This is a genomic window from Azospirillum sp. P4_B5, from assembly GCF_056402275.1.
In genome coordinates, this window is the sequence record NZ_JBFUHT010000023.1 from 12,414 (window position 1) to 29,573 (window position 17,160).

The following is a 17,160-nucleotide window of genomic DNA, read 5'->3' on the forward strand; positions in this document are numbered from 1 at the left end:
GGGTTGCGCCGGCTACCGCCGGCTCATGCCCAGCAGGACAAGCCAGATGGCTTCGTCGATGTCCTGCATCTGGAGCAACGCGATGTTCTCATCGGTCGTCAGGCCGTTGTTCAGTCCGGCCAGATCGCGGCCCGCGGCGCTCCGGATCGTGGTGATGGTGGCGTCCCAGTCGATGGGGGACAGGGGAAGTTTCCGGTTCTCCACATCATCGTTGTGGAAGCGCATCATCGCTGCATAGGCGGGGTGCCTCACGATCGCCGCCGGATCGAGTTGGGAAGGGGTTTCCCCGCGCAGCAGTTCGGCCACCGCCTGCGCGGCGCCGCCGAAGCCGCCGAGCACGTAAACCGGCTTGGCCGCCTGCAACGCAAGCAGAACCTCTTCCAGAATGCCAGGGTAGCGCCCGCTGAAGCCGGTCAGCTTGCCGCCCATGACGATACGGGCGTCCACGTCAGCCGTCATTCTTTGCCGCATGGCCAGCATGCCGCGTGCCAGCGCATAAGCCCCGACGGGCGTCCCCGTGTCGGGCGCTGCTTGCGGATCGATCAACCCGGCGTCCGTCAGGTCGTGTGGCGGGAGGACCGGGATGACGCGCAGATGCTTGCTCTGTTTCGCCAGCCTTCCATCATCCACCGCCAGAGTCTTGGGCCAGGGGAGATAGTTGAGGATTCGCTCGTAGCGGTCGCGCTGGCTGGCATTGTGCGCGCGCACCAGCCCGGCCAGGAACTCCGTGATCCCGGCGCTTTGCAGACCGCCACCGTAGGCGAGCGTCGCGCCTTTGGAGAGCAAGGCCCTGGCGATCAACTCCGTTCCGGCCAGCAGATGCTTGTCCGACAGCCCGATCCCGTCCAGCCCGCGGGTCGGCGTGGACAGGGAAAGCCCGATGATCCGTCCGGCAAGGTTCTGCCTGCCGCAGGTCAGCGGCGTGACCAGGCGGGTGCGGTGATGCCTCAGGTCGGTCAACTCGCACCGAGGGAGCGGAGGATCCGGATAGACGATCGTGCGCATGCCTTTTCCATTCAACCGGCGCAGATCACGGTCTTCCGGAGGGCGGGCGTATGGAATGGCGTTGTTCGGCAACCGCCCCGTTTCCGCCAAATGCGTCAGCCGTCCGCGTGCGTGGAGAAAGCGCATGGATTCCACCACCGCCGCCTCGACAGCGTCGCGAAGGCGTCTGCGCAGTTTTTTCTTCTTGAGCGACGGGTCGATGCGCAGGCATGGCACGTTGCCCAGGCCAGGCAGGGATCGGTCGTCGCGATGCTCCAGCGCATCCAGGACGATGATCGGGCGTTGCTGGCGCTTGGCCGCCAGAACCTCAAGATGGCACCAGGGGCTGGCTCCGTAGCCATCCGAGCGCACCACCAGCAGGGTGCTGCCCGCGATGGCCGTTTCGATCTTTCGTTCGATGTCGTCGCCGGCCTTGATGTCCACCGTATCGAAGAAATAGCGGGTCGGGCGACCTTCGTGCGCCAGCAGCTTCCTGATCTTGCGGGCCAGCGTGTGTGAGCGCGGGTCGCGCTTGGTGTGGCTGACGAACAGGGTGACGCCGGTCGGCGCGTCCGGCGCATGACCTTCGATGACGCGGCAGATTTGGGACGCCGCTTGCAGGCGCAACTCCTGCATCTGGCGTGCAGCCGGCTGTACGAACAATTGAATGCCGAGGCGGGCGGTGATCGCGTCGGGAAGCTGAAGCGCGCAGTCCTCGACCGCGACGACGATCAGCCTGTGGCGCCCCTTGGAGGCGTCCACCCGTTCCTGAAGGCTGGTCAATGCCCCCGTCCACGCTTGGTCGAGGACGAAACGTCGCTCCACGAGGGCGAATATGATGGTGTGCGCGGCAGCGTCCAAATCGATTCCTGCCGGGCCGGGATGCGGCCAGCCGTCGGGGCGGGTGCGGAAGAAGGTCGGAATGCCGATTTCACGGGCGAAGGGCCGCGCGGCGTTCCAACTCAGCAGCGTGAACAGGGTTGTCGCCATCTCCCGGCAGTCGGGCCTGACCGCCGCATCGGGATGCCAGAGAACATAGGCGTGAAGGAACGGGTGGGAGGTGGACATCGCGGCCTGAGAAGCTTGTCGAAGAGCCGGCCGAAAATAGCAATTTTACACGAAAGTGGCGGAAACAATTCCCTGCAGCGTTTGATTACGAGATCATCGCGCCCGATATCATCTCCCGGTTTCCTGCGCTGCGAAGCGGTGACGCAGGCCGCGTAGGACCAGGGCGACGATCTCGTCGGTGTTGCGGCTGGCGGCCAGTTGCCGCAGCTCGTCATGGTCGAGGCCGCTGTTCAGATCGGCCTCGGTCCTGCCGGTGAAATCCGGTCCGGTATCCCAGGAGGCTTGCGTAGCCTGTCCCGGATCGATCAGGCCGAGCGCCGTGCAGACCGCGCCCGCGGCGCCGCCGAAGCCGCCGGCGAGGTAGAGGGGGTTGCCGGCCTTCATCGCCTCCAGCGCCTCTTCGGCGACGCCGGGCATCCGGCCCTTGCAGCCATCGACCTGACCGCCGAGGAGGACAGCCGCATCGGCCCGCGCCGCAACCGCCCGGCGCATGGCGGTCAACCCCGTTTCCCAATCCGCCGCGCCGATGGCGCCGGCCGGCGGCTCGGCGGCGCGCCGGTCGGTCGGCATGGCCGCGCCTTGGAGATCGAGGAACTCCATCGCGGCGGCGGGCGCCACGGCCTTGGCCCGTGTCTCCAGGTCGCTCCAGCCCATGGCGCTGTGAACGGGCCAGGGCAGCGGGTTGATCAACACCGGCTTGGTCACGTCGCTGGCGTGCCGGTGGGCGAGTTGGAACAGCCGCTCCGTAAAGCCGCCCTGGCGCAGGTCGCCGCCATAGATCAGGGTGGCCCCCTGGGCGATCAGGTGGCGGGCCAGTTCCAACAGGGCGTCGCGCAGATGGGCCCCGCCGAGGCCGAGGCGCGCCAGATCGGGGCTGTCCGAAACCGACAGGCTGATGGTGCGTCCATCCAGGAAACGATCGGCCTTCATGGCGTTCTCCGTCAGGCTTGGGCCAGCCACTGGGTGAAGGACAGCAGCCGGACCCGAGGCGCCACCTCATTGAACAGCCGGGATTCCTCTTCCGCCATGGGGGGATCGGGGTACACCACCAGCCCGCCGCCGCGCCGCACGGCGGCCAGCGCCATCAACTCCGGCGTGCGCGGCACGAAGGTGACCTTGGCGCGCTTGGCGGCGGCGCGGGCCAGCGCGCAGCGGCACCGCCACAGATGGTCCTTCAGAACCTCGCGGATCAGGCGACCGACGACCAGCGGGATGCGGTCCGTCCGTCCGGCGTCCAGCCGCACCACCGGCACGTTGCCGAGATAGGGGAAGGACCGCTCCTCCCGGTCGGTGACGGCGTGGGCGACCACCATCGGCACCCCGGCGCGCTTGGCCTCGATCACCTCGCGCCGGCACCATTCGCGGCTGGAATAGCTGTCGGTGACGATGGCGAGGAAAGCGCCGCGCCGAACATTGTGCATCAGCACCGTGTCGAACGGCAGGCCGGCGGGGATGTCATGCACATCGAAGAAGCTGTCGTAGCCGGACCCCTGGTGCAGGTGATTGCGGATCGCCGTGGCCAACGCCCCGCCGGTTCCGTCGCCGTCATGCTTGGAATGGCTGAGGAAGAGCTGGACGTTGCAGAGATACTCGGCGAAGGCGTCGCGGCAGGCGCGGTTGCGTTCGGCGCGCTGGCTGATCCAGGCCTGCAGCATCCGGCAGCACTGGTAATCGAGGTCGGTGAGCATCCGCAGGGTCTTCGCCGCCTCGTCGCCCTCCCACTGGTCCCAGCGCAGGAAGTTGAAGCGCCCGACCGTGGGCGACATCGACAAAGCGCTTTTGTCCAGGCAGACCAGGAAGGGCCGGGCGCGCAGATCGGGCGTGTCGCAGGCGGCCACCACCCCTTCCAGCCAAGCCACCCAGGCGCGGTCGCCGGCCAGCGCCGTATCGGCCAGCACGACGACCGCCACCGTCTCGCCGGCCTGGAGATCGACCGGAATGGTGTCCGGCCCGCGCCGCTCGACCGGCACCCCCAGCCGCTCGCCCAGCGCCCGGTCGGGATCGCCGGTGAAATGGGCGATCAGGCGGTTTTCCATCGCCTCCCCACCGGCGAAATCCGGATGACGGACGACGGTGACGGCAAGCGGCGGGCGGGCGGGCAGGGTCATGGCGGGTCCAAGGGGGTGGTGATGGGGTGCCAGGGGCTGTGTCGAGTGGAGGCGGTGACGGGTCAGCGTGCCTCGGACGGGTCTGTCGGCGCGCCGGGCGAACCGTTTTGGCTGCGGGCCTTGCGCAAGGCGTTTTCCAAGAGGCTGATCCAGCCCCGCTGGTCGCTGGACAGAAGCCCCCGCGCGTTCAGCCGGGTCAGGATCGCCAGGGCGTCGGACAGATGCCGTTCCGGCTGCACGCCCGCTTGGGCGATCCTGTAGAGGCTGACCACCACATCGGTTTGAAACTGGGTGTTGTCCGGCTCCCATTCGGCCAGACGGCGGCGGATTCCCAGGCTTTCCTCATGAAGAGCGCGCGTGCCGTCGGGATCATTGCGCCGCTGGAGGTCGGCGACCTTGTTAAGGCTGACAGAGAGATCGCGCTGGAATTCGGTGTTGTCCGGCTCCCATTCGGCCAGACGGCGGCGGATTCCCAGGCTTTCCTCATAAAGAGCGCACGCGCCGTCGGGATCGTTGCGCCGCTGGAGGTCGGCGACCTTGTTGAGGCTGACGGAGAGATCGCGCCGGAAATCGGTGTTATCGGGCTCCTTTCCCGCCAGACGGCGGGCTATTCCCAGGCTTTCCTCATAAAGAGCGCACGCGCCGTCGGGATCGTTGCGCCGCTGGAGGTCGGCGACCTTGTCGAGGCTGACGGAGAGATCGCGCTGGAACCCGGTGTTGTCCGGCTCCCATTTGGCCAGACGGCGGCGGATTCCCAGGCTTTCCTCATAAAGAGCGCGCGCGCCGTCGGGATCGTTGCGCTGCTGGATGTCGGCGACCTTGTTGAGGCTGACGGAGAGATCGCGCTGGAATTCGGTGTTATCGGGCTCCTTTCCGGCCAGACGGCGCATGATCGTGAGACTGTCTTCGGCCGCTTTCGTCGCTCCCTTGGGATCGCCGAAATCGGCGAGGGACTGTGCCAGTTCGTTGAGCGTCACGGAGCGGGTCCGTTGCAGGGAGATGTCGTCTTGGTGGTCAATTGCCAACTGGTCCAGCAGGTCACGGGCGTGCTGGAGGATTTCCCGCGTGATCGCGTTGGACAGGCCGGTGTGTCTGAATTTCTGCACCAGATCGAACACCAGCCCGTTGGCCGTGCGGATGGCTGCGGTCAGGTACCGCCGCTTCCGCGCCGCCTCGGCCTGGGCCATCGCGTCGGAACGGCGGATGAACTCGCCTTCCTCTTGGCCGAAGCGCGTCGGATGCGTGGTCAGCCAATCGCAGGCGCTGTCCAGGATTGCGCCGGTCAACAGACCGCCATCCTTTCTGTCCTCCGGCAGCCGTCGCCAATCCTGGAAGGCCTGTTCGATGCGCCGTTTGCCGATCAGAAAGTCGCGCTCCTCGTCCAGCCAGCCGGCAAGGCGGGGCCAGACACGGAATAGCGCCTCGTGCGTCGCCTCCACCATGGCTGGGTCGTCCGGCGTTCCGCCGCCGCGGCGCACCAGAAGCCGGGCTTCCACCAGCCGTTCCAACTGCGCCCGCGCCGGGGCGGGAAAGCTGTTCAGCGCCGCCGCCTGCCGGACGAACAGGCCGCTGTCCTCCTGCAGGCGCACCAGCCACGGCACGAAGGCGTCGCGCAGGGCGTGGTCGTCCTCGGTTTTGAGGGACAGCGTGCCCAGCGCGGCTTCCGCGCGGTCGCGCACGACGGCGTCGAGCGGGCTGAGGCCGGTGCTACGCGCGCCCAGGCTTTCATAGCCGGCCAGGGTCAATGCACCGCCGCCGCCGAAGCGGGTGTGCAACTCGCTCAGCGCGACCGCGACCAGCGGCAGGGCGTCCGGTCGTCCGGCGTCGCGGGTCAGGGCGTCGATCAGCCCATCCTCCACCCGCAGGCGGGCCACCCGCGCCGGACCCCGCACCAGCGCGGCGATGCGGTCCAGAGGGATCGGGTCCAGCGATTGGGAATCGAAGGCGACCGTCAGGGCGGGTGCCGATTGCAGGCCGGACAGGTAATCGGAGCGCAGCGTCGCGACGGCCACGAAGGGCAGCGCCTCGTCCAGCGCGTGGCTGAGCAGGGTGAAAAAGGCGGTCCGCTCCGCCTCCCCGGCGAGGGTGAGCAACTCCTCCATCTGGTCGATGGGCAGCAGGATGCTGGCGTCGGGGGCGGTGTGCCGGAGCCGCAGCGTCCGGGCGACCTCCGCCAGCGCTGCGGCGGGCGCCTCCCCCTCCAGCGCGCCCCGCCACTGCGCGATCCGGTCGAATCCGACATCGGCCACGCCGGCCAGCAGGCACTCCACCAGCTGCGCACGCGGCGACCGGCCGGGGCGGAAGGGCGACAGGGCGATCCAGTTGCCGCGGTCGCGCTTCAGGCGCGGGATCAATCCGGCACGGAGGAGGGAGGATTTGCCGCTGCCCGACGCCCCCAGCAGCAGGATCAGCCGTGCCCCGCCCAGAGTGTGACGGACGCGCAGACGCTCCATCATCCGGTGGACGTCCGGCTCACGCCCGAAGAACACCGCCGCCCGATCCTCCTCGAACGCGGCGAGGCCGGGGAAGGGCGAAAGGCCCTTGGCCAGTTCGAACCCATCGGCGGATTGCCGCGCGATCTCGGACAGCCGCCGTTCCAGCCGTTCCAGCCCGTCTTGCCGGTTGGGCTGCAGATCAATGTGCTGCAGATCCTTGCCCATCTCCAGTGGGCGGGTCGGGGCAACGATCAGCGGAATGATGTCCTTGCCCAGCGCACGCGCCAGGATGAGTTCGGCGAAACACCATTTGGACTCATGCCAACCCTCGGTCAGGACGAGCAGAACCGCCTGCGCCCCCTCCAACCGGCGATAAATGATCTTTTCCCAGTCTTCGCCGGGGGGAATGTCGGTGTCGATGAAGGAATTCCCGAAGGCGCGATCGGCCAGCCACGTCTTAAGCCTTACCGCCTCTTCCTTGTCGTGCTTGGAATGGGAAATGAAGATGCGGGCCAATCGAATCTCCGCGACGCGCGGCGCTTTTCGCGCAATGGGGGAAGTCGGTGGATTTTATCCAGGTTTGAAAAGGCTCTGCGCAAAATATCCACTAAAGGGCGTTTCGTCCACGGCGAAATTCTCTCGAAGGGACGTGTTCCTGGGCGGCGCATCCGATTGGATGGTGCAAGCCATCGAACGCGGCGCGGAAGGGATTGCGTGAAGGGTTTGCCCCCTTGATCGGATAGTGCTTTCTGTTCCACTCGCCTTCCTGATAGAGGAGTCTTGGCGAACCTGCTTCGATTGAATTGCGCGGATGGTACTTCTCACGATGATGCCCGACCGGACGAACACCGCCCTGACGATCCTCGACTACTGGCAGGCGATCGAGGCGCTGTCGCCGGCCTCACCGCCGAAGAGCGACCGCAAGGATCATGTCTGGACGGCGGGGAATGCGACGACACTTCCCTGGCACGCGCGGATGCGGGCCACCTACGCGGAAACCCGCGACGTGCGCTGGCGATTCCTGGTCCATATCGGCCTGTTCGAGATGGAGGGCGTGGTCGAGGAACTGCGCGACCTGCTGGGCGTCGAGGACGACGACGAGCGTCCACGCGGCGGCGAGGCGTCGCTGGTGTGCCTGTGCGTCACCGCCGATGGCCGCCCCTACGGCACGCCCGCCGTTTCGGCGGTGCCGTGGGCGATGAGCGAGATCGCCGCGGCGAAGGGTGGATTGCGTTTCGGCGACGTCGCGGCGGTCGAGGAACGGGTTGCCACCCGCATCACCGATTATCTGGCCGAACGGCACATCCTGTTGCCCGAGGGCACGGAGGCCGGCGGCTCCCCAGGCGCCGGGGGCGGTGCGGAACCCGCGCTGACGACGGAGGATTTCGACGCCATCGCCGCCATCGTCGCCCGTGAAACCGGCTGGAAGCCCCGCGCCGGGCTGACGGCCAGCGCCCGGTTCAAGGGCGTGGCGCTGAAGCGCCGCAAGAAGGACGGGCGGTTCGGCGAGATCGAACCCGACCTGCTCAACAGCTTCACCCTGCGCGACCTCGGCCGGGTGTCCGGCGCGGTTGGGCGGGGCGAGCACGGCCCCGGCCTGACCCGCTATCTGTTCGGCCATGACGGGGACCGCACCGACGTGGTGCGCGACGCCGCCGCCGCCGAAGGGCTGCTGCACCCGTCCATGCTGCCGCCGGGCTGCTGGCCGTCGCCGGGCGGTCATCCCCTGGTGATGGCGCAGCAGATGGCGGTGAACGCCGCGCTGCGGACGCTGAAGGACGGACGCGGCGTCTTCTCGGTCAATGGCCCGCCGGGCACCGGTAAGACGACGCTCCTGCGCGACCTGATCGTCGCTGTGGTGGTGGAGCGCGCCACGGTGATGGCACGGTTCGCCCACCCGAACGACGCCTTCGGCGAGAAGCGCGCCGTTCGCCACACCGACTATCATTTCTGGGAAATCGACGAGCGGCTGCGCGGTTTCGAGATGGTGGTCGCCTCGTCCAACAACAGCGCGGTCGAGAACGTGACGCGCGAGGTGCCGGCGCTGAAAGCCATCGACCCGCGCTGGCTCGATCAGGCCGATCATTTCCGCGAGGCGGCCGACACGCTCTTCGCACCCGAGGAGAATCCGGCGAAGCCCGGCGCCTGTTGGGGCATGATGGCGGCGGTCCTGGGCAACAAGGAAAACCGGTCCTCCTTCGCCAACCGCTTCTGGTTCGGCCGGTTCGACCGGGTGCGGGTCCCGCCCGTCCTGTTCAAGGCCGCGTTCCAGGAGGACGGTCCGTCGTGGCCTGAGGCGCGCGCCGCCTTCCGCCAGGCCCTTGCCCGCTACGAGGAGCGGCGCGCGGCGCTGGTGGCGCTGGCCGACGACCTGACGGCCCTGGACGAGGCGCGGGCAGATCGGACGGCAGCGGCCGATGCGCTGCAAAGGGACGAGGCCGACGAGGCCCGGGCGAGGCTGGAGGCCGCGGCGGCGCGGCAGGATCTCGTGGAGGCGTCGGCCCGTGCCCAGCGGCTCGCGCAATGCCGTGAAGCAGTGGAGCGGGAGGAGGCCGGGCGGACGGCCCTGGCCCGGCTGGACGCGGATCTGGCCGACGCCGTCCGGCGGGAGGCCGATTTGCGGGATGCCGTGGCGCGGGCGGAGGAGGAGGTCACCGCTTGCGGCGCCCGCCTTTCCGTGGAACGCGGGGTGGCCGAGCGGCTGGACCGTGACCGTCCCTCGGTTTTTGACCGGCTGCTCAACACGGCGCGCCAGCGCGACTGGCAGGCACGCCGGTCGGCGGCGGAGGACGCCGTCACCGCGCTGGAGCGCGAGCGGGTGGAGGCCGATCTGCGCCGCGCCAAGGCCGCAGCCGCCCTGGACGCCCTGCGGCGCGAGCGCGACGCGGTGCCGGCGGGGCGCGACCGGGCAAGGGAGGAGAGGGACACCGCACGCCGGACACTGGCGGAATTGCTGGGGGCGGAGCCGTCCCTCGCTGAACCTGCGCTGCTCCTAGAGGCTAGTGACTGGCCGGGACTCGGCGAAAGTTTGCGCGCCCTCGCGTGCGAGGCCACCGGAGCCCTGCGGGTGGCGACCGACGATGCCCGCCGCAAGATGGGCGAGGCCGACGAGGCGCAGCGTCGGCTGGCCGCGTCCCGCGCCCTGTGCGAGGCGCGAAGTGCCGCGTGCGAAGTGCTGGAAAACCGGCTTGCCACGAGGGACGGCGTCGTCGGCTTCCCCGGCACCCGGATCGACGGAGCGTGGCGCGCTCTGCCAGAGGAGGAGCGGCAGAAGACGGCGCCCTGGACCGACGCCGAACTGCACGAGTTGCGCGTCACCTGCTTCCTTCGGGCGCTGGATTTGCACAGGGCCTTCCTGTTCGCGGCGTCGAAGAAGGTCTGGACCAATCTGAACCGCTTCATGGATGTGCTCACCGGCAAGACCGCCGGGGACGCCATGGAAGGCGGACCTGCGTCGCTGTGGGCGACCTTCGGGCTGGCGGTGCCGCTGGTGTCCAGCACCTTCTCCTCGTTTGATCGGCTGTTCGACGGGATGAAGGCGGAAAGCATCGGCTGGTTGTTTGTGGACGAAGCCGGACAGGCCACGCCCCAGGCGGCGGCCGGAGCGATGTGGCGCGCGCGGCGCACGGTGATCATCGGCGATCCGCTGCAACTGGAGCCCGTCGTCACTTTGCCGATGCAGGCCGTGGAAGCGCTGCGCCGCCGCTGCGGGCTGCCCGACCGCTGGCATCCGGTGCGGGCCTCGGCCCAGGTGTTGGCGGACCGGGCCAACCCGCTGGGCACCACCCTGCCGCGCGAGGACGGCGACCCGCTGTGGGTGGGCAATCCGTTGCGCGTCCATCGCCGCTGTCTGGACCCGATGTTCTCGGTGGCGAACCGCATCGCCTATGACGGGCTGATGGTGCGCGGCCGCGACGCCGTGCCTCCGTCCGGTCCGTTTGCCGGCAGCCGGTGGATCGACATCCCGGCGGAAGGGGCGGAGGGCCACCTGATCCCGGCCCAGCGCGATCTGGCCTGCGCCATCGTCAAAGCGGTGGCAACCCATGCCGGACACAAGAACCGTGCGCCCGGCCTCTACGCGATCACGCCGTTTCGCAAGGTGATGAAGGGCCTGCGTCAGTCCTTGGAGCGCGACGGGTTCGATGAAAGCTGGGTCGAATCCGCCGTCGGCACCGTCCACACCTTCCAGGGGAAGGAAGAGGGGCTGGTGTTGCTGGTGCTGGGTGGCGATCCGGCCAAGCCCGGTGGCATGGATTGGGCGGCGCTGGCGCCGAACCTGTTGAATGTGGCCCTGACCCGTGCCCGCGACAGCATTCTTGTCATCGGCGACCGCGACCGCTGGAGGACGCGCCGCTATTTCGACGTGCTGGCCGCCAGCCTGCCCATCGTGGACGAAGCGGCCGTGCGGCAGGACATCGCTGGATTGTCGCAGGCCGCAGCAAGGGATCGCGGCGTGCGACGCGCATCATGACCAGTTCGGTGGAGGAGCGCCGTCTGGCGCCATGCATCGCCTGACGCTTCGCCGAACCCGGCCAAGCGCTCATCGTCGCATAGTGCGCGGTGCCGGAGTCCCAGATGGCTCTATGCTGAAAAATAGAAGCGTATCTACGGGATTTCGCACTTATAGGGCGCTCATTGCCGCATAATCGCGCAACGCGCTTCCCTGTTGTGGCCGCACTCGCTTTTTTGCCGAGAGATTTGGTAACCTGCTTTCCCTTTCGTTGGCGTCCGCATCATTGATCATGAGCCCCCTTCTCCCTTTGAACATCGTCATCCTCCTGCATGCAAAAAGAGAGGTGCGAGGTCTGCCGACCAGCGGCGAAGGAGGGGTTCACGCGATTGGACTGAAACAGCGGGCATCCGCATCCGCCGACGGACCGTACTGATGCGCACCGCCATCATCATGACCGCGATCCTGGTGGAAACCGCGGCGGTGCAGAAGCACCTGACGGGTGCCAAGCGCGAGACCGTACGGGGGGCCGAATTCACCGTCGGGGCCTTCAATGGTTGGCGTGTGGCGACGGCCACAACTGGCAAAGGCAACGATGCCGCAGCGGTGGTGACCGAGCGGGCCATCGCCCACTTCAAACCAGAAGCCGCATTTTTCGTTGGCATCGCCGGTGGTTTGAAGGACGTCAAAATTGGCGATATCGTGATTGCGGAGCTTGTGTCGTCCTACGCAAAGGGAAAGGAAACCGACGAACAGTTCCATTCAAGACCCGATCCGCACCGTTCAAACCATACAGCTTTTGAGCAGGGGCAGGCAATTGCCCGGGATATGACTTGGCGGCAGCGGTGGACAGCTTTGGGAAAGGTCGTCTCAGGGCATGTCGTAACGGGTGAAGTGGTCATCGCGACCAGAAAAACGGAGCTATACATCAATATCCGGAACCGTTTCGACGACGCACTAGCCGTCGAAACGGAAGGGCATGGCTTTCTCGAAGCCGTTCACCGCAATGAGTCGGTAAGAGGCTTGGTCATTCGCGGCATATCCGATTTGCTGGTTGGAAAGTCTATTACCGATATGGAAGGCAGCCAGGACATCGCTGCCGATGCCGCCGCAGCCGTCGCTTTCGAGGTGCTGTCGCGGCTCCCGGCTCCGACCCAGGTGCCGTCACCCATCGCCCCAACGGCGGCGGCATCGGTCGTGGAGATCGGCGAAATCGCGCCCGGGCGGTTCGCCTGGACGGGGGCTGTGACGCTGGCCGATGCGGGACGGCTCTGGGACGAGTCTCCGCCTGTCGATTTGCTTCGCATCGCCGTTCGGCCGGACGCCCCGCCCCGGCTTCGAAACGCCCTGTTGCGGCTTCTCTGCCACGCTGAACCGGACGCGTTCAAGGTTGAGGTTTCGGACCACGAGCGGTGGCGGCGCATCTTCAATGGCTGCTTGGACAAGCACATGCCGATCAATGGTCCGCCGGAATGGAGAGCATCATGGGGTGTGTGCCCTTCGCTTCCCGCCGGTTCGTCCGCCGGCGGGGAGACGGCCGCGGAGCTTGCTCGGCGGATCGAGACGGCACTCGACCGGTGCACGTTGGACGCGCTGGACGTTGGAATTCAGAGTTGCATCAATGGCCCTGGAGCCGGCCGCAACAGATACGGCATCGCGGTCGAGATGGAATTGGGAGAACGCCTGCTCGAACTCTGGGACCGTTGGAAGGCGGACATGGACGAGCCGACGCGGCGACGCTTTCTGGAGATGCTGGCGTCGATCCATGACGGCGACGGAAAACCTCACGGGCTGATCGGCGTCGGTCGGCAGACTTTGGTGAAATGCCTGGTACCGGCGGCCGTCCTCGCCCTCGTGGTGGCCGAATGCGGCGACGCCATTCTGCACCCGGATGGCACCGGTCCACTGAAACCTCATCATGAAGCGCCGGGGAATCTCGGCTCGCTCTCTCTGCGCGGCCACAGCTGCGCGGTGGAATGGGTTGACGGCGGTCCGATCGAGCATTGGTTGGGCGCGCTGGAGGAATTGCCTTGGATGTGCCGTGTCATCATCCTCGGTTCCGTGCGCTCGCCGCAGAATCTGGCGCGCGCCCGTCAGCGGCCCATTGGACACCAGTCGCCCGACGGGCGACTGACCGACAACAGCCTGTCCCATCCCATCGCCCTCGTGTTTGACCATGGGTTCTCAACGGCTCTGAAAAGCGGTCACGACGCAGTCGAGCAGCATCTTCGGGACGTGTTCCGCGCCCGATTGCGGGAGCAAGCCCGTTATCTGGAACGGCTGACCACCCCAACCAAGCAGGAATCTGTTCTCCATGATTGAGCTGGAGTTCCTGGCCGGCTCCTTGGCGGAGCGTGCCGAAGCCATCGCCCGGCGCTGTCCGGACCCCGCGGCGCTGAACGTGAACCGCGAATCCCATGGCATGTTGCGCAAAAGCCTGTGGGTCGAGGCGGCCGTGGGTGACGGGGAAGCGGATGAACCATCGGCCGTGACGGAGCGGGAACTGCCCGAGTGTTCCTTGGCGCTCGCCATTGGCTACCACCGGGTGCTGGTCGGCTCGCTCGGGACCGATCCGGACCTTGGTGCGGTGGAAGGCGCATTGCGCCGCCATCTCAATCAGGCGGCCATCGATTGGTCCTGGCTCGGCCGGGCAGGCGACGATCTGCTGTTGATTTTGGTAGGGCCGCCGGGCAGCGACACGGACGATGACTGGGACCACGCCCGCAAGGTGGTTGAGCGCAACGAGCGCGTCTGTCGGGTGCTGGTCTGGCTGCCGCCGGCACCGGAGCTTGTCGGCCTCTGGCAAAAATCGCTGGACGCGGTGATCGACCGCACCTTCCTGGTGCGCCCCTGGCTGCCCGACGAGAAGGATGGGGATGGGAATGAAAATCGAGACGACGTGATCAGCGCCCCGCTCGACCCTTGGGCGCGTCTGGCGGCGGAACTGGCGGACGAGGGCGAAGAGTTCGACGAGGCCGCGGCTCGGCGCTGGATCGATATCCTCTCCGCTTCGGAGCCCGGCGACGATCTCCCGGAGCGTCTGGTTGCCGCGCTGGAGGCCGCGCCATGAAGGATCGCATCCATCTAAGCGAGGTCCGGCTGGACGATTTCCGCAGCTTCGGACCGAACTGCCGCATTCCCTTGCAGGCGGGGCCGAGCGTGCTGGTGGTGGCCGGTCCCAACGGGCTCGGCAAGACGACCTTGATCGAAGGCATCGAATGGGCATTGACCGGCCGGATTCGCCGGTTCAGTCAGAGCGAAGGCGAGGTCGATCGTGCTCTGACCCGCCGCGGCGCGGCCCTCGGCAGCCACGCCGTGACGCTAACGTTCAGCGACGGAAAAGCCATCACCCGCGGGCCGCAGTCGATGCCCACCTTGTCGGATGTGCTGGACGTGCTGCGCGATCCCGCTTGGCCGCACGGGATTGTGGATCTGGGGCATTATCTTGGCCTGACCCATGTGCTCAGCCAGTCGTCGACTCTGCGGCTCACATCCCGCGATCCGCAGGAACGGTGGAGGGACCTCAGCGAATTGACCGGGGCGGAACGTATCGACCGGATGATTGACCGGTTGGGGCAAAGTACGAAGACACGCTTGAAGAAAGGCGCCAACAAAGAGGCGGAGGCACGAGACGAGTTCAAGGCCAAGCGCGACAGGTTGAAGTCGCTGCTGAATCAGGCGCGCGAGCACGACGCTCTCCTCTCCGCCGGTTCCGCCTACTCCGCAGACCAAGTGCTGGACGAAGCGAAGACCCTGGTGCGGCGGCTGGCGTCCGCCGGCGGTTTCGAGGCGGAGGCACACGACGATGCGGCGTTGACCCTGGAGGCTCTCGCCGCGGCGGTTGAGATGAGCCGAACCTCTATGGCGGAGCGCCGGGCCGCGCTGGTGCGGGCGGAGCAACAGGTCGCCCCCTGGACAACCGGGGTGGCGGAGCTGGCGCGCCTCGACGGTGCGGTTGCGGGCGTGACGGACCTCCATCGTGCGCTCGTCGTCAAAGCGGATGCCGAACTGCGGCTGGAGCGGTGGGAGCGGCGCCGTTCACTTCTGGCGCAACAGCCGGCTGCCGATGCCGCCGTCAAGGCAGTGGCCGATCGGCTTGAGCAGCACCGCCGGGCGGTGAGGGACGCGAATGAGGCCCAGCAGCCTCTGGAGGATCTGAACACTTACCTCGCTGAAGCGGACGAAGCGGTGCGGATCGAGGAGGGCGTGTTGGCGTCGTGGCGGGCGCTGGCGGAGGAGGGGCGGGCGGTGCGCATCGCCCTGCGCGGCGCGGCCAACGAGGCGGAGGCGCGTGCGCAGGCGGAGGACGCGCTGCGGGCCGCCGAGGAGCACCATAGGGCCCTGGAGGAGGCGCACGACGACGCGACGCTGGCACTGGCGGACGCCGAAGCGGCGCGTGCCGCCGCTGCCGAAAGCGTTGCGGACAAGGCGGCTCACCTCAGCGCCCTGATCAAGAATTTGCACGAGGGCGACACGGAATGCCCCCTGTGTCTCGCCGTCCACAAGGACGGCAGCCTGTACGACCGTGCCCACGAAGCGTTGAAGCGGGAGGACCCAGGTCTGACGGCGGCGACAGCGCGCGTTGCGGAGGCGGGCGCTCGGGTAAAGGCGTGCCTTGACGCGATCGCCGCGCACGGTCCGCTCCGCCAAGCCGCCGCGGACGCCCTTCAGCCGTATCTGGACCGCCAGTCGGCGGCCAATACCCGGGCCGATACGCTCCGACACCGACCCGAGATCGGGGGGCGGCCGCTGGATGGGTTGGCCGAATGGCTCGATGGCCGGGTGGCCGCCGCCGAGACGGAGGTGGCGCGGTTGCGGGAGGTCCGGCGCGCGCTCGACCCTGACGAGACGCTGACGAACCGGCGGCAGCGGGCGGCGCAAACGGTTACGAGCGCGGCGGAGGCGCTTGCGGCCGTTGAGAAGGAGCATGAAGACGCACGGGCGCGCGTCGACCAGATCCTGGCATCCGCCCTGTATGCCGTCCCGGACTCATTTGAACTCGACCCCGTCGCCGTCGACGCCGCCGTTGCGGAGGCCCGCGCGGCGCTGGCGAAGGCTGAGGTGGACGTCGATGCGGCCGCGCGCGCGGTGGACGCCCGCGTGCTCGCTGCGCCGGAAGGAACTCCGCTCGTGCAGTGGACGAAAGCCAACCTGGACGCATTGGCACAGGAGCGTGCGGGACTCGCCGCCCAGCAGGACGCCTATCTGCGGATCTGGAAGGAGAACAGGCTGCCCGGTGAGCCCGCCACCGGTGCCTTGGTGGAGGCGCTTGCCAGGATCGCCGACGCGGAGGACGTGGTGGGCGCCGTCGGCGAACGCTGCCAAACACTGAAGGCCGGTTACGACCGGTGGCTTGCCGACCAGCGTCGCCACGATCTGCAGCGGCAGATCAAAGAACTGGTGGATGCCGAGAAAGCTGTCGACGAGGAGTCCTATCTGGCTCTGCTCGACGAGCGCATCGCCGGCGCCGAACAGGCGGAAAAGCAGTGGAACCGCGCGCATCGGATCGCGAACCGGATTGCCGGTATCATCGACATGAAGCAAGCGGAGTACATCGCTACCATCGTCGATCCCTTGCGGCATCGCGCGGACCGCTTCGACCAGGTCTGGTCTTCGTTTCCTGACCTGCGCCCCGACATGGCGCATGTTCGTCGGCGCAAGGGAGCGAAGGGAGAGTTAACCATCACCCTCGATGACAACGACGCGAATCTATACTTCAGCGAAGGACAAGCCGGCGTCAAGGCGCTCAGCTTCCTTCTCGCCGCCAGCACGGCCCACCCCTGGTCGCGCTGGCGCGCCCTGCTGCTGGACGACCCGTTGCAGTACAACGACCTCGTCCACAAGGCGGCGTTCCTCGATATGCTGCGCCCGCTGGTCCGGGCCGAATCCTACCAAGTGGTCCTGTCGACCCATGACCTGGAGGAGGCGCGCTTCATCGAACGCAAATGCCGAAACGCCGGGATCGCATTCAACCTGTGCCGTTTGCACGCCCTCGGGAAGGACGGCGTGTCCTATTCGATCGATGAGGAAGGATTTTCGCAATAACGGGAAAATTTCGCCGTCGTTGGCGGGTCCTGACGAAGCATCTCTCGGTGGCGCGTCCAACCAACCTACG

9 protein-coding genes are annotated in these 17,160 nt (G+C 67.4%); 5 read left to right on the forward strand and 4 right to left on the reverse strand.

Translation table 11 applies throughout. From position 1 onward, the window contains the following. Positions 1 to 12 precede the first annotated feature (12 nt). The 4 genes from AC1DVI_RS18575 to AC1DVI_RS18590 form a co-directional block, all read right to left on the reverse strand. Positions 13 to 2,052, reverse strand: a complete 2,040-nt coding sequence (locus AC1DVI_RS18575; RefSeq protein WP_476959228.1) for a TIR domain-containing protein — start codon at positions 2,050 to 2,052, stop codon at positions 13 to 15. 108 nt (positions 2,053 to 2,160) lie between these two features. Further along, positions 2,161 to 2,982, reverse strand: a complete 822-nt coding sequence (locus AC1DVI_RS18580; RefSeq protein WP_476959229.1) for a hypothetical protein — start codon at positions 2,980 to 2,982, stop codon at positions 2,161 to 2,163. Between the two features lie 11 nt (positions 2,983 to 2,993). After that, on the reverse strand, positions 2,994 to 4,160 hold the full coding sequence (locus AC1DVI_RS18585; protein WP_476959230.1) for a toll/interleukin-1 receptor domain-containing protein: 1,167 nt from the start codon (positions 4,158 to 4,160) through the stop codon (positions 2,994 to 2,996). 62 nt (positions 4,161 to 4,222) lie between these two features. Continuing rightward, positions 4,223 to 7,111, reverse strand: a complete 2,889-nt coding sequence (locus tag AC1DVI_RS18590) for an nSTAND1 domain-containing NTPase (RefSeq protein ID WP_476959231.1) — start codon at positions 7,109 to 7,111, stop codon at positions 4,223 to 4,225. Between AC1DVI_RS18590 and AC1DVI_RS18595 the strand changes: the two genes are divergently transcribed. The 5 genes from AC1DVI_RS18595 (at position 7,095) to AC1DVI_RS18615 (ending at position 17,090) form a co-directional block, all read left to right on the forward strand. Then, the gene (locus AC1DVI_RS18595) at positions 7,095 to 7,313 is read left to right on the forward strand and encodes a hypothetical protein (protein WP_476959232.1); all 219 of its coding nucleotides are present in this window, start codon (positions 7,095 to 7,097) and stop codon (positions 7,311 to 7,313) included. The two genes, AC1DVI_RS18590 and AC1DVI_RS18595, sit on opposite strands and share 17 nt — an antisense overlap. A 93-nt stretch (positions 7,314 to 7,406) precedes the next feature. After that, a complete protein-coding gene (locus tag AC1DVI_RS18600) occupies positions 7,407 to 11,066 on the forward strand; it encodes a DEAD/DEAH box helicase (protein WP_476959233.1) in 3,660 nt (1,219 codons plus the stop codon). 414 nt (positions 11,067 to 11,480) lie between these two features. Continuing rightward, positions 11,481 to 13,367, forward strand: a complete 1,887-nt coding sequence (locus AC1DVI_RS18605; RefSeq protein ID WP_476959234.1) for an ABC-three component system protein — start codon at positions 11,481 to 11,483, stop codon at positions 13,365 to 13,367. Further along, positions 13,360 to 14,115: a hypothetical protein gene (locus tag AC1DVI_RS18610; RefSeq protein WP_476959235.1), complete on the forward strand. Its 756-nt coding sequence runs from the start codon at positions 13,360 to 13,362 to the stop codon at positions 14,113 to 14,115. The genes AC1DVI_RS18605 and AC1DVI_RS18610 overlap by 8 nt, the downstream gene beginning before the upstream one ends. After that, complete coding sequence (locus tag AC1DVI_RS18615) at positions 14,112 to 17,090, forward strand: AAA family ATPase (RefSeq protein WP_476959236.1); 2,979 nt, start codon at positions 14,112 to 14,114, stop codon at positions 17,088 to 17,090. The genes AC1DVI_RS18610 and AC1DVI_RS18615 overlap by 4 nt, the downstream gene beginning before the upstream one ends. Positions 17,091 to 17,160: the final 70 nt, after the last annotated feature.